Source organism: Pseudoalteromonas sp. GB43, assembly GCF_054923805.1.
Genome location: NZ_JBPCHJ010000001.1, coordinates 1778689 through 1798905, shown reverse-complemented (window position 1 = coordinate 1798905; position 20217 = coordinate 1778689). Strand labels below are relative to the sequence as shown.

Sequence of the window (20217 nt, the reverse complement as noted above, 5' to 3'; positions counted from 1 at the left end):
CGTTTCCGCACAGAAGAAGCTGTATGGACTCCGATAGCAACAGAAGAAGGTGATGTTGCTATGGGTTCTTATACATTCACAGATGCATCAAACGATCAATATGCATGGATTGAAAATGAAGCAGGAGAAACAGTTAGCTCAATTGAACCTGGAGCTTCAGCAACTTTGTACAATGCAGGTGCAGACTTCATGATCTTATCGGACTCAGGTTCTAAATTGTATACGGCAACACCTGAGTCTGACTTAAATACTCCACCAGTAGTTGCAGATGCTGAATTCTCTGTTGATGAAAATACAGAGAACGGCACAGTAATTGGTACTTTAGAAGCCACTTACGGTGCTGATTTAGCCAGCCCTGTTACAGAGTTCATTGTAATTAGCTCAAGTTCAACGGCTATTTCAGTAACAGCTACAGGTGATGTTGTAGTTATGAATCAAGATGTACTTGATTATGACGCTGGTTTAACGTCAATTGAGCTCGAAGTGGTTGCAACGGATAGATCAGGCAATGTTTCAGAGTCTGCTATGGTAACTGTTACAGTTAATAACCTGGCGGATGAAGCATCTGAGCAGCCTGTCGTTGAAGAACCGAAGAAAAAATCTTCTTCAGGTTCACTAGCATGGTTAACATTACTTGCTGCACCGTTCGCATTCATGCGTCGTCGTAAGCAAAAGTAATTATTTGAAAAATAAGTGATAAAAGGGAGCTTCGGCTCCCTTTTTACATTGCTTCACAAAGGCTACTTATAAATTCACGGTTAATTACTTATATTAGGGACTTAATAATAAAAATTAATTTAGGATCCCTATGAAAGTTGGCCACTCACTTTGTCTCGCGGCACTCTCTTTAGCTATTTTAACTGCCTGTAATAAAGCTCCTGATGACTCAAATGAAAAAGATACAATAAAACAATCGGCTGCAACTGAGTCGATTCAAATAGCAGCTCCCGTTGCTAAAAAAATACCTCATGAAATGACCATTCATGGTGACACACGTATCGATAACTACTACTGGATGCGTGATGATGAGCGCAAAGATGCCGCTGTTATTGCTCATTTAAATGCTGAAAATGCGTATGTTGAAAGCAAATTGGCACATACTCAAACGCTACAAAACACCCTTTTCGAAGAGCTTAAAGGACGTATTGAAAAGGATGACGATACCGTACCGACAAAAAAAGGGGATTATTATTATTTCTCACAAACGCGTGGTGATGATGAATATCCGGTTTATGTGCGTAGCCAAGATAGTCAAGGAGAGGGTAAGCAAGTTATTTTAAATGTAAATGAGCTTGCTAAAAATCATGATTACTTTGCTGTCACCGGTTTAGCTGTGAGTCCAAATGGCAATTTACTTGCTTACGGTGAAGATACAGTTAGTCGTCGCATTTACACAATTAAAGTTAAAGATTTAACCACAGGTAAAATGCTCACAGAGAGCCTTGAAGGCACGGAAGGTGATGTCGTGTGGGCTAATGACAACAAAACCTTTTACTATATCAAAAAAGACTTACAGACGCTGTTAGGCTACCAAGTATATCGCCATACGCTAGGTACCCCGCAAGCCGACGATGAGCTGGTTTACGAAGAGACAAACACTAGTTATTACACCGGTATCTACAAGAGTAAAGACCAACAAGATATTTATATTAGTCATGGCAGCACCAGTGCTTCGGGTGTCTCGGTTATTGATGCAAATGATGTTAAAGCAATGCCGAAACGTTTTATTGAACGTGAAGCTGGGCTTGAATATGATATTCAAAAATTAGGTGATTGGTATTACATCGTTACCAATTTAAATGCGGTTAACTTCCAACTGATGAAAGTGCACCGCGATAAGGCTCATGATAAAACCAATTGGCAAACGGTTATTGCTGGTCGCGATAAGGTTAAGTTTGAGGGTATTGAGTTATTTAACAATCACTTGGTTTATGAAGAACGTGAAATGGGGCAAACCCGTATCACTATTCGTGACCTTCGCAACCAACAAGAGCAAATAGTTGCGTTTAATGATCCAACGTATATGGTTTTTAGCTATGGTAATAGTGAGTTAGATAACCCTAATTTACGTGTTTACTATTCAAGTATGACAACCCCAGGTAGTAGCTACGATATCAACCTCGAAAGTGGCGAAAAAACACTGCTTAAACAGCGTACAGTATTGGGTGATTTCAACCCGAGCAATTACACATCTGAACGCATATATGTAACTGCGCGAGATGGTGTTGATGTTCCAGTGAGCCTTGTTTATCGAAAAGATAAGTTTAAAAAAGATGGCTCTAATCCGCTTATGCAATATGGCTATGGTTCGTATGGTGCGACCATGGATCCAAGCTTTTCTAGTTCACGATTAAGCTTACTCGATCGTGGTTTTGTATTTGCAATTGCACATATCCGTGGCTCGCAGATGTTGGGTCGTCCTTGGTACGAAGACGGCAAGTTACTTCATAAACAAAACACCTTTAATGACTTTGTTGATGTGACTAAATCATTGGCTGCTCAAAAATATGCAGATAAAGATAATGTTTTTGCCATGGGTGGCAGTGCGGGTGGCTTACTAATGGGGGCTGTTGTAAATCAAGCGCCTGAACTTTATAAAGGAGTGATTGCGGCAGTGCCTTTTGTTGATGTGGTCACGACTATGCTAGATGACAGCTTACCACTAACAACAAATGAGTATGACGAGTGGGGTAACCCGAACGATAAAGTCTATTACGATTATATGCTGTCGTATTCGCCGTACGACCAAGTTAAGAAACAGGCTTACCCAAATATGTTAGTCACCACCGGCTTGCATGACTCTCAAGTTCAGTATTTTGAGCCAACAAAATGGGTTGCTAAGCTGCGTGAATATAAAACCGATGATAACCTATTGCTTTTTAAAACTGACATGGAAGCAGGTCATGGCGGTGCTTCTGGGCGCTTTAAGAGCTTACAAGACACCGCTTTATATTATGCATTTATGCTAGATTTAGCGGGTATCGAAAAATAATAACAACGCAGGCATCCGTGATTAAACGGGTGCCTGCATTGCTAAATTAAAACGAAACTCACTGCCTTTTCCCAAGGTACTGCTGACGTTTATTTCACTATCCATTAGGGTGAGCAATTGCTTGCAAATAGCCAGTCCTAAGCCTGTTGAGCCTCGTTTTATGCTATTACGGACCTGATAATGAGGTTCAAAAATAGCATTGAGTTCATCCTCATGAATACCAACCCCAGTATCAGATACTGCCACGTATAACTGATCACTTTGTTGGCTAACCTTGACGGCAATTTCACCGCCACTTGGGGTGTGTCGAATAGCATTCTCAATTAAGTTTGTTAGTACCCGCTCTAATTTTGCAATGTCTGTCGTTACGGTAAAGTCGCAAATTTCTGGGATAACCCTGAGTGAAATTCCTGCGGATTGTGCAGTGAGTGCAAGCTTTGCCACGCAATCATAAATCAACTCGCCTAAATTAAAGATCTCTGATTGAATTTTTACTTGGCCGCACTCTAAATTAGCAAGCTCAAAAATTTGTTCGATCAGATGTTTTAATTGCTGGCAGTTATCCATTGCAAGGTTGAGGTAATGACGTTGCTCAGGCTCGTTTAAGTGGCTATCCGGTTTATTGATCATCTCAAGAAAGCCGTGCAGTGAAGATAGCGGCGTACGTAAATCATGTGATAAATGCGTAAGTAACTCACGGCGTTGTTTATCGGCTTGCTGTAATGACTGAAACTGCTCATCAATACGTGCGAGCATGGCATTGACGCCTTTGCTTAAATTGCCAATTTCATCATCAGCAGTGTAGCTAGAGTCCAATGACATTTTGGTTAGGCTGTAGTTAGCCGCTTCTATTTTATTAAGCTCTTTATTGAGTTTTTTGAGCGGTAAGGTGAAAAAACGAAATAACAGCAACATCGCAATAAAGAGAGCGAGTAAGGCAGCTATAAACCACATGGCAGCAAGCCAAAGGTTATCATTGGCTTTAATGTTTTTAAGGGTTGTATCGTAAGCTTGCCCGCCAATAATTACGTATAGATAGCCTTGCAGCTGTTGCTGATTATAAACTGGCGCGGTCGAAAATATTTTTACGCCATCGTTGCTACGCGGATCATCACCATAAATCGGCGTGGCAGTGGGGTTGTCAATCAGCTGCTGTATCGGGGTTAAGTTTATTTGTTTCCTTACGACTTGCCCCGGTTTGGCTGAATAAGTCAGTAAATGACCTTCTGGGTCTACAAAATAAAACTCAAAAGCCGGACCAAGTATCATCAGCGTGTGAAATAAGTTTTCTAGTGCATCATAGTCATACACACCTTGCTGGATCAGTGGGTTATCATGCACTAAATGTTCGGCTAATTGAAGGTGCAAGTTTTGCTGAGCATGGTGTACAGAGCTTTGCTCTAGCTGCTTACTCCAATTTAAAACCAGTGCACACAACAGGCTAAAAATAAGCACCAATGACCAAGCCAATTTTTGATAAAGCGTCATTGATTTCATTAGTTTACACTCAATTGGCTAGGGTTTAATTTATAGCCTACGCCCCAGACTGTTTCGATAAAGGTTGCTGGATGATACTGCTCAAACTTACTGCGTAAACGGTTTATATGGGAATTAACCGTATGCTCGTAGCCGCTGTGTTGGTAACCCCACACTTGGTCTAGTAACTGTTGGCGGCTAAAAACATGGTTTGGGTGTTTAGCAAAATAGACTAGTAAATCAAATTCGGTGGCGGTTAAGTTAATTGCTTGGTCAGCTAAAAATGCTTGGTGGCTGGCAAATTCAATATGGAGTTCACCAAGTTGAATGACTGCTTGAGCGCTATCTTCATGATGTGAATGGGCTGCCATAAGTTGTGACCTATGCCGTAATTGTGTTTTTATTCGTGCTTGTAACTCTCTGGCGAAGAACGGCTTGCAAATGTAATCATCAGCGCCCATTTCCAGACCAATCACTCTGTCCATATCGCTACTGAGTGCAGTTAGTAAAATAACGGCAATGCTTGGGTAGTGCTCTTTAATTTTGCGGCATAAACTCAAGCCATCCATTTGTGGTAGATTGATATCGAGTAGCACCAAGCCGTAACTTGAGCTGGCAAGCTTCTTTATTGCAGCTTCAGCGCTCGAGGCTTCATCAATATGTAGGTTTAGGCAGTGTAATTGTGTGCTGATAAGTTGGCGTATTGCTCTATCATCTTCGACGATTAATAATTTTTCTTGGCGCATTGCTCACTCCAAATCACAGAGGCACATCCTTATGACCTCGGTGTAAGGAGTGCGATTATTATTGCGTCCGCGTTATCGTGATCCGAGCAACCGGGTTATCAAACTTATGCTGGCTGGTGAGCACTGAGTTTGTCAGGCCATCATCTTGACTAACCACACCTGGGTGCATTGCAACACGGTTAATATCGTCACGCATTTCGTTGTAGCCTTCGCCTGAGTCGGCAGGGCCTGGGATCGTGCCTAGTGCTTCAGAGTTAGCCTCTGTGCCTGCATCATAGGCAAAACTAGTGCGAGACAGTGACTCATTAACCGCTAACGAAGACACGTCTATTGCATTAAGACCGGTAAACGCGTCATTTGTATTCACCAACATGGTCGCTAAGCTGATTTTTAATGAATCAAGCTGCTCAGTACTCAGCATTAAAGTGACTTGCTCACCTGGAGGGAGTGGACTCTCAGCTGAGCTTGAGGCCATAGCAAAATCAGTTGCTAATAATTCACTGTTATCTCCTCCTTCAGCCATTAATTCGAGCGCAGCTGAAGCTGGTTCACCTATTTGCCAAAGCATACCCTCAGAGTGAGCAATGGCTGCAATCGGTGACAATGGTTGGGCATTGGTTAAATTCGTAACTTGTACTGTAAATTCATAGCTCATAACGGGCATTACAGGATCTGTTACTTCCACCTCGTTATTATCTGAATCCCCACAGGCCGCAAGACCGGCACTTAATGCGAGGATAATTAAGCTTTTTGAAAAGCGCATGATAACCTCCTATTTAACCGTAACTGTTAGCAACGCAACTGGGTTTAGCCATCTGTGCACGGTGTTATCAAGGTCACTCATACCTGCCTCTAAATCGTCGTCACCTAAATTACCCGGATGAATATGCACCATCATATTTGTTTCGCTGCTGGTGACGCCGCTGCCATTCATTCCTGCATTGCCACCCGGTGCGGCTGGAATACCTGGCGTGCCCGGCATGCCTGAACCCTCAACAACAAGCTCATCATTAGCTTCGGTGCCTGCATCATAGGCATTGAGATAAACAGTGTAGGTGCCAGCTTCTGTTGGGATCATCCAACTATCTAAACCCACAAAGCCATCATTGGTAGGCAGCAGCATGGCTGTGAGCGATAAGTAATTATTGCCATCGCTGGTAGATAAGCTCGCCATCGTTGAACTTGCTGGCGCCAATAGGCCTTCAACTGGGTTAGCAACCATGTCACTGTTTGCAGCTGTGGCTTCACTCATTAATGGCTCGAGATTACCACCCTCAGCCATTGTCTGTAGGGCTGTAGAAGCAGGCATAGCAACGCTAAAGAGTTTACTGTCACTGTTGTGAGCCGTAATGAGAATAGGGGTAAAGTGTAAACCTTGCGTGAGGTTAGTCAGTTTTATATCAAGCTCAGCTGCTTGGCTTGCAAGGCTAGTTACTGCGCATGCAGCGAACAAAGTTAATGGTAAAGCTTTCATGTGAGATTCCTGTTTTTGATGATTCAAAATCAGTATCGAATAGCAATATCCAAAAACCTTCACGAAGTTATCACATTTTTATCACAGCATTGATTACAGCCTTTTTTGCTGGTTGAGAGTTTTAATTTTAATCAATTTAGCTAGGGTAAAATGCTATTAAGGTTTATAGTAAAGAGACAAATAGACCCATAACAAGGAATTTAAAATGGATGATAATCAAAAAGTTGAAATAATTGTGGCAGATAAAGACCAGCGCACTTGGGCAATGTTTTGTCACTTAAGTGCCTTAGCTGGTTTACTTTTTCCGTTTGGATCAGTGATTGGGCCTTTGATTGTTTGGCTTGTAAAAAAAGAAGAAATGCCGCTCGTTGCTGAGCATGGTCGCAAGTCATTAAACTTTCAATTAACCATGATGATTGCTTACATTGTCTGCTTTATGCTGATGTTTGTTGTCGTTGGTGTCATTTTGCTGCCATTGGTTGCGCTATTCTCATTGATTATGGTGGTAGTATCGGCGATTAAAGCCAACGATGGTAAAGAAGTTAAATATCCAATGGCAATAGAATTTATAAAGTAAACTAATTGCCATATACTAAAAGCTCAGCCATTTGCTGAGCTTTTTTATGTGATGTTTATGGCCTACTTATCGTTATTTTTCAGCGCATTTATTGCAGCTACCCTATTACCTAGCTCTTCAGAATTAGTTATGACCGCTATGATAGCCAGTGGTGACTATTTAATTTGGCTATTATGGTTAAGTGCAACCGTGGGCAATGTGCTTGGGAGCTGTGTTAATTATTGGCTGGGCACGCAAGTCATGCGATTTAATGACCGTAAATGGTTTCCCGTTTCACAAAAGTCGATAGACAAAGCCGAACAGCAATTTAATAAGTACGGTATTTACAGTTTGCTGTTTGCTTGGCTGCCTATTGTCGGCGACCCGTTAACGGTTGTTGGCGGAATTTTTAGGGTTAAGTTTTCAATCTTTTTGTTACTCGTGACCCTAGGCAAAGGCGCACGTTATTTAGCTGTGCTTGCCTTTGCAGTAGGGCTAGAAAAGTTATTTTAACTTTTTTGCCAATCAAGGGTCAGTGATACTGAGTCGGCAAAACGCAGCGCGTGCGGTTTATCAACGCGCACTTTGGCATAGTGAACACTTTGATGCTGGTGGCAAATTGCTAAAATTTCAGCAACCAATTTTTCTAACAGCAAAAAGTGGCCTTCTTCGACAAGGCTGATCACTTCTTTAGTAATAGTCTTGTAGTTTAGCGCTTTATCGACTGCGTCAGTTTCACAAGCTTGATCAGCGGGGTAGTGAATTTCTAAATTAATCACTACATCTTGCTTTTTCTCACGTTCCTCAGGGTTAAAACCTATAAAGGTTCGTAGCCTGAGGTTAGTAACATTAATAATTGCGTTGGCCATCATTACCCTCTAACTAGTTGTAAAAACTCGTTACGGGTTTTTGGATCGGCTCTGAAGTTACCTAACATAACCGATGTACGCATGCTTGAGTTTTGCTTTTCAACGCCGCGCATCATCATACACATGTGTTTTGCTTCAACGATTACGCCAACACCTTTCGCACCAGTTACTTCTTCAACCGCTTTAGCAATTTGATGAGTTAATTGTTCTTGAATTTGAAAACGACGCGCATACATATCAACAATTCGCGCAAACTTCGATAAACCAAGTACTTTGCCGTTAGGAATATAAGCAATATGACAGCGGCCAACAAACGGTAATAAGTGATGTTCACACATAGAGTAAAGCTCAATGTCTTGGATTAAAACCATATCATCGGCGTCTGAGGTGAATACCGCATTGTTGGTGATCTCGTCTAATGTTTGACGATAACCTTTAGTCAGGTACTCCATTGCTTTTGCAGCGCGCTTTGGTGTGTCGAGTAATCCTTCACGAGCAGGATCTTCACCTACCGCAGTAATTATTTGTTGGTAACTGTTTTTTAAATCATCGTGCATAGCTTTCTCAGTAATTCGTTATTTTAAATGTCTGCCACCATCAACAGGCATAGAACGACCTGTGATGTATTGGCTGCTTAGTATTAGTTCTACGCTGTTAATAATCTCGGCGCAGCCGGGCTCAATGCCCATTAGCGATTTCTTTAATGTTTTGGCTTTGTACTCGTCACTATCGTGCTCGTTAAAAATGATCAGCGAGGGAGCGATAGCATTCACTTTAATGGCCGGTGCAAATTTAGCGGCAAACGACTTTGTTAAATTATCAAGCGCCGCTTTACTTGCTGCATAAGCAAGGTGCTTAGGACTGCCTTTTTCAACAACATAGTCAGTTAAATGAATAATATCTGCGGCTGTACCACTGTTTTGCTGATAATGCAGTAACAAATCAGAAGCTGCTAAATTAATTAAATAGGGCGCTTTGGCATGAATACGCATCATGTTATCAAATAGGTCAGCGTAATCGTGATTATTTGCTTCGCAATCCCAGCTAGACGCATTATGGATAATTGCCTTGAGCTGGTTGGTATGGGTTTTTAATTCTTCGATAAAATGCCCGATAGCTTGGTCACTATTAAAATCAGCATGGATGCAAATAGCGCCTTTGCCTGCAAGCACATCAATTGCTTCATGGCGGGTACGGTAAGTGACTATGATTTCTTGCCCTTGCGCTAAAAAGTGCTCGGCCAGAGCGAGTCCAATACGTTGGCCTGCGCCAGTAATTAAAATGGGCGATGACATAAACTAATATAAAACCTTAGATTTTTGATTTGAAATATAATGTATTTACTGTAACAACTATAAACCAAATTACAGAACTATTTCATCTTTACTGCAATCATGTTGCTAACTTTTACGTCAGGCATGATGCTCCAGATCATTTTGTGAAGCTGATAATCAGTGATTGAAGGTTCTGAATATTGCTAAGGGGTGCGGGAGGAGTAGAAAAGGGCAATTATTATTGCCCTCGCAATGTTTAAACTACCCTTAAAGCTCGTCGTAAACGGTTGGGATTGCTTGGCGTTTATGTTGAGTACGTAAGTAAATTGCTGTTAGCTTTTCTTCGACTTCATTGCTGACGTCTTTACCTTCTAAGAAATCATCAATTTGATCGTAAGTGAGGCCTAGCGCTTCTTCGTCAGTCAGACCAGGGCGATCACACTCTAAATCGGCCGTCGGGGCTTTATTTACCAGTACTGCTGGCGCTCCCAAGTGCTCAGCAAGTGCACGAACTTGACGCTTTGATAAACCAAATAACGGCGCTAAATCACATGCACCGTCACCAAACTTGGTGTAAAAACCCGTGATGTTTTCAGCACTGTGATCGGTACCAACCACTAAGCCTTGGCAGAAACCAGCAATTTCATACTGCGCAACCATGCGCTGGCGTGCCTTCACATTGCCTTTGATAAAGTCAATTTTAGCTTGCTCTGGTAATTCAGCACCACCACCAACAACCGCGGCCATTGCTTGTTCATGCATGCCATCGACAGCCGCTTTAATGTTAACCGTCATACGCTTGCTTGGCTTAATAAAATCAACAGCCATTTGTGCTTCATCTTCATCTGCTTGAACACCATAAGGTAAGCGAACTGCAATAAATTGATATTTGTTGGTGTTGAGTTCTTGGTTTAATTCATCAACCGCTAATTGGCATAAGCGGCCACAGGTTGATGAGTCAACACCGCCACTGATCCCTAATACAAGTGAGCGAGAGTGCGCAGCAGTAAGTCGGCTTTTAAGAAAGTTAACGCGACGGGTAATTTCCGCTTTTACATCAATAGTTGGTTGGACTTTCATTTCCGCCAGAATGTCGGCACGCATGGTAGAGCTCCTATTTTTCGTTGTGGTTGTCAGCGTTTTTTACATTATGTTATGGGCGCGGTTTTTATTAAAGACCTAAATGCGCTTTTATTTCGTTGACTTGCTGCTTAAGGTCTTCGATTTCGCTCAGTAATTGTTGCACTTCACTGTTGTTATCCTGCATCGGCTCACTAGCAGCCATATCCTCAGTGATGCTGTCTGGGCCAACAAATAAGTGCATATAGCGGCTCTCTCGTTTGCCTGGCTCTCGTGCTAAGCGTGCAACATGTTCTTGCTCAATGAGTGTATTTAATGCGGCTTCAACTTCATTGACATTGCTAAACTCAGCTAGTCGGTTGCTGCGCGTTCTTAGCTCTCCCGGTGTTTGTGGTCGCGTAGCAGCAGTAAACAAATAATGGCGCGTTGCTGCTCAGTAAATTGCAAACTGCCAAATTCGGTATTACAAAAGCGGTGAGCATATTTATTAACCCGCCCTGACAACCCTTCATCAAGAGTTACTAAGCGTGATGCAATAAGCTCATCTAGGGTATCTTGTACTTGCGCCTCAGTGAGAGACAGTACCGGTTCACGGTTAGATTTTTGATTACATGCATTAGTGAGGGAGTTTAAAGATAACGGATAATGTTCGGGTGTTGTACTTTGCTTTTCGAGTAAACAGCCAATAACGCGTTGTTGTATCGATGATAATTGCATGATTTTATTTCTCTTTAATGTGCTGCACTTAGCCAAATTGCTAATTTTTTATTTAATGAGTCAAAGTTAAGGGGTTTTGTTAAATAATCATCCATGCCAGCATCTAAACAGCGTTCTTTGTCACCCTGCATTGCATTGGCAGTTAGTGCAACAATATTGACTTTCTGATGTGCTTCGCCAGCTTTTCCTAATCTTATTGCCTTTGTTGCTTGATAGCCGTCCATTTCTGGCATTTGGCAGTCCATTAGCACTAGTTCGTAAGGGGCATCCTCATTATTTGCTAGTTTTGTTATTGCCTCAAGACCATTTTCAGCAATGTCAAAACTAATACCTGCTTGTTTGAGTAAGGCGCCAGCAACCACTTGGTTAACTTTATTGTCTTCGACTAATAAGACGCGAGATGATGTACTCGAAGCTGGTATGGAAATTTTAGCGATGCTTTGTTCTTTATTTACTTGTTGTTGTTCAATGTACTTTTCGTTAGCCAAAGAGTTAAATAAGTCTGAAGGGGTTAAAGGTTTAAATATAATACTTTGCGCTTCTAAAGTTTGTTTAGATTGCTCTTCAGTTAGGCTCATAGGTGCCATTAAAATACATTTACATGCATTGTTATTATAATATTTTTGGAACGCTCGTTGCTCTGATTGTTCTGCTTGCATATAAAGTTGGTAATCTATAAAAACTGCATCGCAAGGTGGCTCTTGAGAGTGGGCTGCACGGTTAATTAAGCTTGGCATATTGCCAATAACTTCAACTTTTGCTCCCCATAATTGCAATTGTTTTTTAGTAATGCTGCTACTGAGCTTGCAGTTGTCAGCAATTAAAATGCGTTTTTTATCAATTAAGTGACTTGGCTCATGCAGCTGCTTTTGGTAGTCAAATTTTACTTTAATTGAGAAATTGAACGTGCTGCCTTCTCCATAAGAACTGACAACATTTACATCGCCGCCCATTAGAGTACAAAGCTGTTTAACAATGGCAAGACCAAACGCTGTGCCGCCATATTGCCGGGTAGTTGAAGCATCAGCTTGAGTAAAAGAATCAAAAAGAGTTGCTTGTTTTTCTGGTTTTATGCCTAAGCCATTATCAACAACAGAGCAATTCAGATATAACTCGTTATCAGCAGTTTCAAGTTTGGCTATCACGACTATCTCACCGTCTTTTGTGAATTTAACTGCATTACCTATTAGGTTATTGATGATTTGCCTAATACGATTTGGGTCGCTTATGATAAATTCACGTTTGATATGAGTTGCATCTAGTAATAGTTTGGTATTGTTTTGCTCTGCTTTTATAGCAAATGATTCAATGGTATCGCCTAGAAGTTTAGATATATTAAAACTCACGTTTTCGATATCGAGCTTACCAGCTTCAATTTTTGAAAAGTCTAAAATATCATTGATAATATGCAGTAATGACTCTGCTGATGACTGTGCCAATTCAAGGTGATGGCTTTGTTGTTTATCTAATTTTGTTTGTTTAATGATATTAAGCATGCCAATAACCCCATTCATCGGGGTGCGGATTTCATGGCTCATACTTGCTAAAAATTCACCTTTTATTTTTACTGCTTGTTCTGCTGCATTTTTCGCTTGAACTAGCTGATGTTCAGTTTCTATACGCTGTTGGCTTGCATGTAAGCTACCAATAAGTGCCGCAACTGCAATTAAAAAGCTTTCCTCGTTTTTACTCCAATGTCGTCTTGATGCGCTGTTCTCTGCGCACACCACCCCCATACTTTTACTTCCAGTCGGAATGATTGCAGTAAGCATGGAGCGAATATCAGCGCGATCAAAATAATTGCTAGCTAACTCCTTGGTAAACGGGTGGTGATATGCATCACTCGCATTTATAACGGCGTTATTGTTAATGGCATCAAAATAGTTAGGGTGTTCTATTTGCTGTAACGACACTGCCCGACTAAAACGCGATTGATTTTGATCATGACTAGCAAACGAGTTAAGCGTTTGTCGGTCTTCGCTAAATAACCAAATGCTTGCTCGATCAACCTCTAGTGCTTGGCATATCGCTTTTACAATTACATGCTTAGATAAGTTTAAATTACCCGTTAAGACGGCTTCGTGAACAGTTAATGAGGCAAGTATTTCGTTGTGCAAGGCAATTTTATTGTTTTCAAGCTCAACGCGTTTGCGAGCATCTATGTTTTGTAATGACCCAAATAGTTTGATACAGCGGCCATTCTTATATTCAGATTCGCCATGCGCTAAAACCCAGATAGCTTCGCCTGATACAGTAATTATTTGCACTTGAGTTTCAAAGCTTTCACCTTCTTTTATCGCTTTTTCGATTAAGTGGCGAATTTTGTCACGGCTGTAACCGGGTTTAAAATAGTCGAGATTGGTTGGCCATTGTGGTTGTTTATTGAGTGGCAACTTAAAGATTTGTTTAGTCATATCTGACCAATAAACAGCTTTGGTCTCGAGATTAAATGACCACGCACCTACTTTTGCTAGGCTACTCATTGTTTCGAGCATTCGCTCGCTTTTGTATTGGCGCTCGAGCATTTTTAAAAAGAACACACAAGCACCCGCAAATAATATACATACGATAATTATGGCGATACGTAACGGCCAAATGGCTGATTTTGGTGGATGCCAACCTGCTTTCGGAACAGCATACATACGCCAATTCCCGCCAGGGAAATTAATGCCAAAATTAAGTGGTGTGTCATTTAAAATAGCGCTATTTCCGTAGAAAAATTCCCCCTCAGCACCTAACCCGTTGCGACCCTGTAACGCTATGTCGTAGTGCTTATTTAAAGCTAGAAGCCCCGAATTGTTATAAACTTTATCAATATCGAGTACGACAGAAAGTAATCCCCAAAAGTGCTGTTCTGGTGGTGTAAAAATAGGCATGCGAGCTATTAAGGCTTGACCGCCTTGTACTAGTTCTAAGGGACCTGCCATGACAATTTTGTTTTCATCGCGCGCCTTAATTGCATCGTCTCGCTGCGCGGCGTTTTCTAGAAAATTGAGACCAATTGATTTCTCATTTCCTTTTAGTGGGTAAGTCATCTGAATGATCATGTTTGGTGCAGCGCCGATATTTCTTAATTCTGAAGAGGTTTCGAATAATGGCGTGGCAATTTGAGAAAAGCGGCTTTGATTTAAATTTGGCTCAGCAGCAACTGCGACGGCAAGGCCGCGAACAAGTTGAATATTAGAGATTAGAGTCGCCTCTAACTTTGCACGGTAAGCGCTAACTCGCGCAATCTCCTGAGCACGGAATGCATCTTTTTCTCGGCTATAGTTTAATTGATCGATGATTAAGCCAATTACAATAACTAGCGCAAGTGAAAACCAAAAGGCTAACTTTAGTTTTTGCAGTTTTTTATTATCGGTTTCAGTTGCTAATGGCATGAGAAAGATTGATTTCTAAACTATTTCCCTACTATAGACAATTTCTGAGGCAATTAACAATCATCAGCTAATCAAGAAAACTAAATTTAAATATTTGGATAGCAACACTATTTTTTCACAAAACTCAGGTTAATATAGCAGGTTAATACAGTGTTACTTTAGCGCAAGGGTAAATGGCATGTTCAAGATAATCAAATGGTTATTAATAGGTTTGTTCGTTGTGGTGTTACTCGCAACAGGGCTTGTTTATGGTGTATTAAATCTAAGTTTACCGGCTCTTGATGACCGGGGTAAAAGCGACGCTATTTCGCAATCAGTGAAGATTGAACGAGACACTTTAGGGCAGGCTGTTATTCATGCCGAAAACCGTTTAGATGTAGCCTATGCTCTTGGTTTTGCGCATGGTCAGGACCGATTCTTTCAAATGGATTTACTGCGCCGTAATGCCGCAGGTGAGCTTAGTGAATTATTTGGTAAAGCTGCTGTTGGGCTTGATAAAAAAATGCGTTTTCATCAGTTACGCAAACGTAGTCAGATTGCTGTTGCGCAGTTACCAGCAAAAGATAAAGCGCTATTAAAAGCTTACGCGAATGGGGTTAATGAGGGTCATGCGCAAGTAGGTTTCGATAGTTTTGAATATTTACTGACTGGCGCTGAAGCAAAACCTTGGCAAAGTGAAGACAGCTTACTAATCATTTTTAGTATGTATTTAGATTTGCAAACGGCTACCTTTGAACGCGACAAAACACTGATCGAAATCGAAGATCTATACGGTAAGGCGATGGTCGACTTTATTACTCAGCCTAGCCTTTATCAAGCGGCGCTCGATAACAGCCTATTAGCACCTTATAACGGCGGTATTCCAAATCTCAAAGACGCTCAATGGGCTATGACTGAGATTGCAGAGCGCAAGGAGCTTGGTAGTAATAACTGGGCAGTTACTGGGCAGTTAACTGAAACTGGTGCTGCAATGTTGTCAGACGATATGCACTTATCATTTGCTGTGCCAATCATTTGGTACCGTGCCCAGCTCAATTATCCACTCAATGGTGAAATGCAGCAAATCACCGGTGTGTCATTACCAGGCGCTCCAGCAATTGTAGTTGGCACCAATAATAAAATAGCGTGGGGGTTCACCAATGGTTACCTAGATACAGCCGATTGGATAGCCCTTGAGAGTAAAGAGAAAACGTGGCAGATAGATGAACCCATCTTACTCAATGACGGCAGCATTGAAAATTATGCTTTAACCATGAGTGAATATGGCCCAGTAAAAGAAATTAATGGCAAACCATATGCACTAAGTTGGGTTGCTCACCATGAGTATGCGGTTGATATGGAATTACTTAAGCTTGAGCAAGCAAGTACGGTTGATGATGCACTAGCGCTTGCGGCTGAAGTGGGTATTCCTGTCCAAAACTTGATGGTTGTTGATGATCAAGGGAACGCCGCTTGGAAGAATATGGGAGCCGTTCCAGCCCGTAAAGAGCCCCATCAATTAGCGGTGGCTGAGCAAGCGTATCCTGCAGCGTGGCATGAAAACGAAACGCTGCGTCCATTTGTTAAAAACCCAGACAGTGGCCGATTGTGGACGGGCAACTCACGCGTTGTTTCCGCAGAGGATGACCAGCGCTTTGGTAATGGTGCTTATGCCATGGGGGCTCGCTCGGCACAAATTCGCGATCGATTATTTGAAAAGCAACAGTTCAACGAACAAGATTTTTATGACTTACAACATGATAATGAAGCTCGATTCTTAACAGCTTGGCATAAACTGCTGGTCAAACAGCTCAGCAACGCAGGCGATAAATATGCGCTGTATTTAAAAGAGCTAAATAATTGGCAGGCGTGTGCTTGTAGCGATTCAATTGGTTATACCTTAGTAAAGCGTTACCGCAGTGAAGTAATTAATGGTTTATTTAGTCCATTAGAGAATAAGCTAAAAGCCCTCGACAGCAGCTTAAAACCAGTAAAACGAGACTTAGAGCCTGCTGTTTGGCAACTTATCGAAGCGCAGCCTGAAGCATGGTTAAACCCAGAGTATGCAAACTGGAATCAGCAAATGCTAGCTGCATTTGATCGCGTTATCACTAAACTAACCGAGCAGTACGGTAACAACCCGCACAGCTGGGAGTGGGGTAAGGTCAACGAGTTAGTGATTGAGCACCCATTTGCCAAGCAAATACCGGTACTTAAAAGCTTATTGAATATGCCTACGGCGCCTGGGTTTGGTGATACCTTTATGCCTTCAGTACAAGGGCGTAGTTTTGGTGCTTCGCAGCGCTTTATTGTTCAACCAGGGCATTTAGATAAAGCGATTATGGCTATTCCGGGTGGGCAATCTGGGCATCCATTGTCAGAATTTTATCGTGCCGGGTTTAACGATTATGTCAGTAATGGTTTAACGCCATTATTGCCGCAAGAGATTGCACATAGCATTACTATTGAGGCAATTAATTAATCTTCATTTTCAAAAAATGTACTTTGAGCATGCACTATCGTGGTCTTATTACGGCCAGAGTGCTTGCTCTCATACAGCGCTGAATCTGCATACTGCAGCATTTTTTCTATGGGAGTAAGGGGTTGCCATTCAATTAAACCAAAGCTCATAGTTACTTTTAAATCCGGACAGTCAGGGTGAGCTTCCAATACTGCTATTTTTGTACGCAAAGCTTCAATTTTTGCAAAGGCTTGGCGTTCATTAGATTGAGTAAGTATTAGTAAAAACTCTTCTCCGCCCCAACGAACTGCAATATCATCCTCGCTCATGAATTCACTGATGAGTCGTGAAATATTCACTAAAATAGTATCACCTTTATCATGCCCGTAATTATCATTGATTCTTTTAAACTGATCGATGTCTGCCATGGTCATGCAAAGAGGGCTGTTATTATTTATGCAATTTTTGCGTGCATTCATAATTAGCTTTTTAGCAAAGCGGCGATTGAAAAGTTTTGTAAGAGGATCCCGGGCTGCCATTTCCGTTAACTCTAGTCGTTGTGAAAGAGTAATCTCTCTAATTAAACCCATGCCATAAATCATAGGTAAGCCAGCAATAATTATATTAATTATTTTAATATGGGGGAGCAGTTCAGAGTAAGCAAAAGGGTAGTTTGTATTTGAAAAAAACACATACAACAATGCAAAAGCAATGATCATTAACACGCTATACAAAGAAGCTCGCTTTAAAGTTAGTTGATAGTCAATCATTAACAGGCAAGACACAGTCCATAGATAAAATTGAAATCCTGCATCTAAGCCAAGCATTGCACAAACAATGGTTGAGTGAATAACAACTTCAAGACAAAACACACGAAGAGCTAAGGAGGTTAAACCTTGTTTGATTAGAAAAATTCCCCCAGCCCATGCACACACACTTAGAACATTTACTATTGCCAAAGTAACTGCACCAATGTGAGCGAAAACGGGAATTAGCACAACGTGGACTGCGAGTGCAAAGTAAGCAATCTTCAAAATAATAAGAAACTTAACATGCTCTATTTCTTGTAACTCTGATTGCTTAGGTTGTTTTAAGAGATGTTTTAGCAACCGGACCTCTTAGACAGCTAGGTGTAAAAACTAGTATAGATTAAAATTTAGGCTGTGAAGAATTAAAGAGATTTCTGTTTCTTTAATTCATTTAATTTAATCGGGGTTAAACAACAGTTCACTTCGTTTTTGCTAAGCTTTAAGCTTGGCAGGACTGTGAATTAATGCCACTCTAATCAAACCATCATTGATATCGGCTTGCCGTTTGCCTTGATAATATTTTCGTGCCTAAAAAGGAGTAGTTATGCCGGCGGAAAAAACGCATTTAGAGATTTGTAATCTAACTAAAGAACAGTACCCACAAATAAAGACCCTCATGGATCAAGCTTACCCAGGGCTTGGAGGTGCTTGGCCAAGCCATACTATTTTTAGGCTAATAGACCAGTTTCCGGAAGGGCAAATAGGCATTGTTGACGATGGTGTTTTAGTAGGCATCGCCTTGAGTGTACAGGTTGATTACGCGCGCTTTTCTAACCCACATACCTACGAAGATATTGTTGATGGTCACGACCGTGTATTTAGTGATCCTGAAGGTGATGCACTTTATGGTTTAGATGTGGTGATTTCATCAACTCACCGAGGGATGCGACTGGGTCGTCGCTTATACGATGCGCGTAAAGAGCTGTGCCGTCAGTATAACTTGCGCGCTATTTTAGCGGGTGGACGTATTCCGCGCTATTACAATCACAGTGCAGAGATGTCTCCGATGGAGTACATCGAAAAAGTTGACCACAAAGAGCTGTATGATCCGATTTTAAGCTTTCAGCTATCTAATGATTTCCAAGTTAAACGTTTACTTAAAAAATACCTTCCTGAAGATCAGGAGTCAGTTGGTTATGCCACTTTACTAGAGTGGAATAACATTATGTTTGAGCCGACAGATACGGTACTTGAGTCGACTAAATCAATTGTCCGTGTCGGTGCTGTACAATGGCAAATGCGCTGTGTTGAGTCTGTTGAAGAGCTGCTCAAGCAGGTGGAGTATTTTGTTGATACAGTATCAGATTATAAAAGTGACTTTATTCTGTTTCCGGAGTTTTTCAATGCCCCGTTAATGGGTCTTACTGAGCAAAGTAATCAAACGGAAGCGATTCGCTATTTGGCCGAATACACAGAAACCTTCCGTGATGCGATGTCACGCATGGCGGTTGAATATAATGCCAATATTATCACCGGTTCTATGCCACTAGCTGAAGACGACAAGATTTATAATGTTAGCTATTTATGCCACCGTAGCGGTAAAATTGATGAGCAGCGTAAAATTCATATTACCCCTCACGAGCAAAATGACTGGGTGATCCAAGGCGGTGATAAAATTGCTGTATTTGAAACCGATGCGGGTCGTGTCGGTATTCAAATTTGTTACGATGTAGAGTTTCCTGAATTGTCGCGTATTCTCGCTAAACAAGGGTTAGATATTTTGTTTGTGCCATTTTGGACAGATACAAAAAATAGTTACTTACGTGTACGCCATTGTGCGCAAGCACGTGCAATCGAAAATGAATGTTATGTTGTGATTGCAGGCTCGGTTGGGAACTTACCTGAAGTAGAAAGCTTAGACGTACAGTATTCGCAATCAGCAGTGCTTACCCCTTCTGACTTTTCGTTCCCGCATGATGCAACCTTGAATGAAGCAACACCGAATACCGAAATGTTGTTATTCAGTGATTTAGATATGGATAAACTGAAAATCCTTCACAGTGAAGGTACGGTAAGAAACTTAAAAGACCGCCGTGAAGATTTATATGATGTAATTTTGAAAAAGCGAGATCAATAATGGCGTGGTTGTATTTAATTGTCGCAGGTCTGTTAGAAATTGGCTGGCCTGTAGGCCTTAAGATGTCTCAACAGGCAGACAGTCGCTGGTTAGGCATTGCAATAGCCGTCGCCTTTATGGTCGCTAGTGGCTTTATGTTGTGGTTGGCGCAAAAGGATATACCGATGGGGACATCCTATGCAGTATGGACAGGTATTGGTGCTGCTGGCACTTTCTTGGTTGGTATTTTATTTTATGGGGATGCCGCCACTTTTGGCCGCATTGCCGGAGTACTGTTGATAATTAGTGGTGTAATAACCCTAAAGATTAGTCATTAAAAAAGCGGCA

17 protein-coding genes and 1 pseudogene are annotated in these 20217 nt (G+C 41.5%); 7 read left to right on the top strand and 11 right to left on the bottom strand.

What is annotated here, in order from left to right:
* Positions 1–60 precede the first annotated feature (60 nt).
* Positions 61–678, top strand: coding sequence for a GlyGly-CTERM sorting domain-containing protein (locus ACRWSG_RS08645; RefSeq protein ID WP_462166080.1), 618 nt, complete (start codon positions 61–63; stop codon positions 676–678).
* A 130-nt stretch (positions 679–808) separates the two neighbouring features.
* Positions 809–2992: a S9 family peptidase gene (locus ACRWSG_RS08640; protein ID WP_194442850.1), complete on the top strand. Its 2184-nt coding sequence runs from the start codon at positions 809–811 to the stop codon at positions 2990–2992.
* Between the two features lie 21 nt (positions 2993–3013).
* On the opposite strand, the gene ACRWSG_RS08635 is transcribed toward ACRWSG_RS08640, so the two are convergent.
* From ACRWSG_RS08635 to ACRWSG_RS08620, 4 genes are read right to left on the bottom strand one after another with little or no spacing between them, the layout of a single operon-like run.
* Complete coding sequence (locus ACRWSG_RS08635; RefSeq protein WP_462166079.1) at positions 3014–4489, bottom strand: sensor histidine kinase; 1476 nt, start codon at positions 4487–4489, stop codon at positions 3014–3016.
* Positions 4489–5214, bottom strand: a complete 726-nt coding sequence (locus ACRWSG_RS08630; RefSeq protein ID WP_194442852.1) for a response regulator transcription factor — start codon at positions 5212–5214, stop codon at positions 4489–4491. Before ACRWSG_RS08630 ends, ACRWSG_RS08635 begins: the two co-directional genes overlap by 1 nt.
* 58 nt (positions 5215–5272) lie before the next feature.
* A complete protein-coding gene (locus tag ACRWSG_RS08625; RefSeq protein WP_462166077.1) occupies positions 5273–5977 on the bottom strand; it encodes a spondin domain-containing protein in 705 nt (234 codons plus the stop codon).
* 9 nt (positions 5978–5986) lie between these two features.
* The gene (locus ACRWSG_RS08620) at positions 5987–6688 is read right to left on the bottom strand and encodes a spondin domain-containing protein (protein WP_462166076.1); all 702 of its coding nucleotides are present in this window, start codon (positions 6686–6688) and stop codon (positions 5987–5989) included.
* A 205-nt stretch (positions 6689–6893) separates the two neighbouring features.
* On the opposite strand from ACRWSG_RS08620, the gene ACRWSG_RS08615 reads away from it, so the two are divergent.
* Positions 6894–7265: a DUF4870 domain-containing protein gene (locus ACRWSG_RS08615; RefSeq protein ID WP_054554635.1), complete on the top strand. Its 372-nt coding sequence runs from the start codon at positions 6894–6896 to the stop codon at positions 7263–7265.
* Between the two features lie 57 nt (positions 7266–7322).
* Positions 7323–7757: a YqaA family protein gene (locus ACRWSG_RS08610; protein WP_187490845.1), complete on the top strand. Its 435-nt coding sequence runs from the start codon at positions 7323–7325 to the stop codon at positions 7755–7757.
* On the opposite strand, the gene folX is transcribed toward ACRWSG_RS08610, so the two are convergent.
* The 6 genes and pseudogenes from folX to ACRWSG_RS08580 form a co-directional block, all read right to left on the bottom strand.
* The gene (gene folX / locus ACRWSG_RS08605; protein WP_054554637.1) at positions 7754–8113 is read right to left on the bottom strand and encodes a dihydroneopterin triphosphate 2'-epimerase; all 360 of its coding nucleotides are present in this window, start codon (positions 8111–8113) and stop codon (positions 7754–7756) included. The two genes, ACRWSG_RS08610 and folX, sit on opposite strands and share 4 nt — an antisense overlap.
* Before the next feature lie 2 nt (positions 8114–8115).
* Positions 8116–8670, bottom strand: coding sequence for a GTP cyclohydrolase I FolE (gene folE, locus ACRWSG_RS08600; RefSeq protein ID WP_054554638.1), 555 nt, complete (start codon positions 8668–8670; stop codon positions 8116–8118).
* 18 nt (positions 8671–8688) lie between these two features.
* On the bottom strand, positions 8689–9408 hold the full coding sequence (gene folM / locus ACRWSG_RS08595) for a dihydromonapterin reductase (protein ID WP_187490844.1): 720 nt from the start codon (positions 9406–9408) through the stop codon (positions 8689–8691).
* A gap of 246 nt (positions 9409–9654) precedes the next feature.
* Positions 9655–10491 (bottom strand): ammonia-dependent NAD(+) synthetase, encoded by an 837-nt coding sequence (nadE, locus tag ACRWSG_RS08590; RefSeq protein ID WP_054554640.1) that lies wholly within the window; start codon positions 10489–10491, stop codon positions 9655–9657.
* 67 nt (positions 10492–10558) lie between these two features.
* Positions 10559–11184 (bottom strand): annotated as a pseudogene (locus ACRWSG_RS08585) (YceH family protein).
* Positions 11185–11198: 14 nt separating this feature from the next.
* Positions 11199–14564 carry a response regulator gene (locus ACRWSG_RS08580; protein ID WP_462166075.1) on the bottom strand — a complete coding sequence of 1122 codons (3366 nt, stop codon included), beginning with the start codon at positions 14562–14564 and terminating at the stop codon, positions 11199–11201.
* Positions 14565–14742: 178 nt separating this feature from the next.
* Between ACRWSG_RS08580 and ACRWSG_RS08575 the strand changes: the two genes are divergently transcribed.
* Complete coding sequence (locus tag ACRWSG_RS08575) at positions 14743–17025, top strand: penicillin acylase family protein (RefSeq protein WP_462166073.1); 2283 nt, start codon at positions 14743–14745, stop codon at positions 17023–17025.
* Here the strand turns inward: ACRWSG_RS08575 and ACRWSG_RS08570 are convergent.
* Positions 17022–18113 carry a GGDEF domain-containing protein gene (locus ACRWSG_RS08570; protein ID WP_462166072.1) on the bottom strand — a complete coding sequence of 364 codons (1092 nt, stop codon included), beginning with the start codon at positions 18111–18113 and terminating at the stop codon, positions 17022–17024. The genes ACRWSG_RS08575 and ACRWSG_RS08570 overlap by 4 nt on opposite strands.
* Before the next feature lie 244 nt (positions 18114–18357).
* Between ACRWSG_RS08570 and ACRWSG_RS08565 the strand changes: the two genes are divergently transcribed.
* On the top strand, positions 18358–19890 hold the full coding sequence (locus tag ACRWSG_RS08565) for a carbon-nitrogen hydrolase family protein (RefSeq protein WP_166341431.1): 1533 nt from the start codon (positions 18358–18360) through the stop codon (positions 19888–19890).
* Complete coding sequence (locus ACRWSG_RS08560) at positions 19890–20207, top strand: DMT family transporter (RefSeq protein ID WP_054554646.1); 318 nt, start codon at positions 19890–19892, stop codon at positions 20205–20207. The genes ACRWSG_RS08565 and ACRWSG_RS08560 overlap by 1 nt, the downstream gene beginning before the upstream one ends.
* Positions 20208–20217: the final 10 nt, after the last annotated feature.

Excerpts from the sequence above, each read along its gene's own strand:
- ACRWSG_RS08610 (WP_187490845.1), top strand. The coding sequence starts at position 7,323 with ATGGCCTACTTATCGTTATTTTTCAGCGCATTTATTGCAGCTACCCTA.
- ACRWSG_RS08640 (WP_194442850.1), top strand. The coding sequence starts at position 809 with ATGAAAGTTGGCCACTCACTTTGTCTCGCGGCACTCTCTTTAGCTATT.
- ACRWSG_RS08645 (WP_462166080.1), top strand. The coding sequence starts at position 61 with ATGGGTTCTTATACATTCACAGATGCATCAAACGATCAATATGCATGG.
- ACRWSG_RS08620 (WP_462166076.1), bottom strand. The coding sequence starts at position 6,688 with ATGAAAGCTTTACCATTAACTTTGTTCGCTGCATGCGCAGTAACTAGC.
- ACRWSG_RS08635 (WP_462166079.1), bottom strand. The coding sequence starts at position 4,489 with ATGAAATCAATGACGCTTTATCAAAAATTGGCTTGGTCATTGGTGCTT.
- ACRWSG_RS08625 (WP_462166077.1), bottom strand. The coding sequence starts at position 5,977 with ATGCGCTTTTCAAAAAGCTTAATTATCCTCGCATTAAGTGCCGGTCTT.
- folX (WP_054554637.1), bottom strand. The coding sequence starts at position 8,113 with ATGGCCAACGCAATTATTAATGTTACTAACCTCAGGCTACGAACCTTT.
- ACRWSG_RS08565 (WP_166341431.1), top strand. The coding sequence starts at position 18,358 with ATGCCGGCGGAAAAAACGCATTTAGAGATTTGTAATCTAACTAAAGAA.
- ACRWSG_RS08575 (WP_462166073.1), top strand. The coding sequence starts at position 14,743 with ATGTTCAAGATAATCAAATGGTTATTAATAGGTTTGTTCGTTGTGGTG.
- nadE (WP_054554640.1), bottom strand. The coding sequence starts at position 10,491 with ATGCGTGCCGACATTCTGGCGGAAATGAAAGTCCAACCAACTATTGAT.
- ACRWSG_RS08615 (WP_054554635.1), top strand. The coding sequence starts at position 6,894 with ATGGATGATAATCAAAAAGTTGAAATAATTGTGGCAGATAAAGACCAG.
- ACRWSG_RS08580 (WP_462166075.1), bottom strand. The coding sequence starts at position 14,564 with ATGCCATTAGCAACTGAAACCGATAATAAAAAACTGCAAAAACTAAAG.
- ACRWSG_RS08560 (WP_054554646.1), top strand. The coding sequence starts at position 19,890 with ATGGCGTGGTTGTATTTAATTGTCGCAGGTCTGTTAGAAATTGGCTGG.
- folM (WP_187490844.1), bottom strand. The coding sequence starts at position 9,408 with ATGTCATCGCCCATTTTAATTACTGGCGCAGGCCAACGTATTGGACTC.
- folE (WP_054554638.1), bottom strand. The coding sequence starts at position 8,670 with ATGCACGATGATTTAAAAAACAGTTACCAACAAATAATTACTGCGGTA.
- ACRWSG_RS08630 (WP_194442852.1), bottom strand. The coding sequence starts at position 5,214 with ATGCGCCAAGAAAAATTATTAATCGTCGAAGATGATAGAGCAATACGC.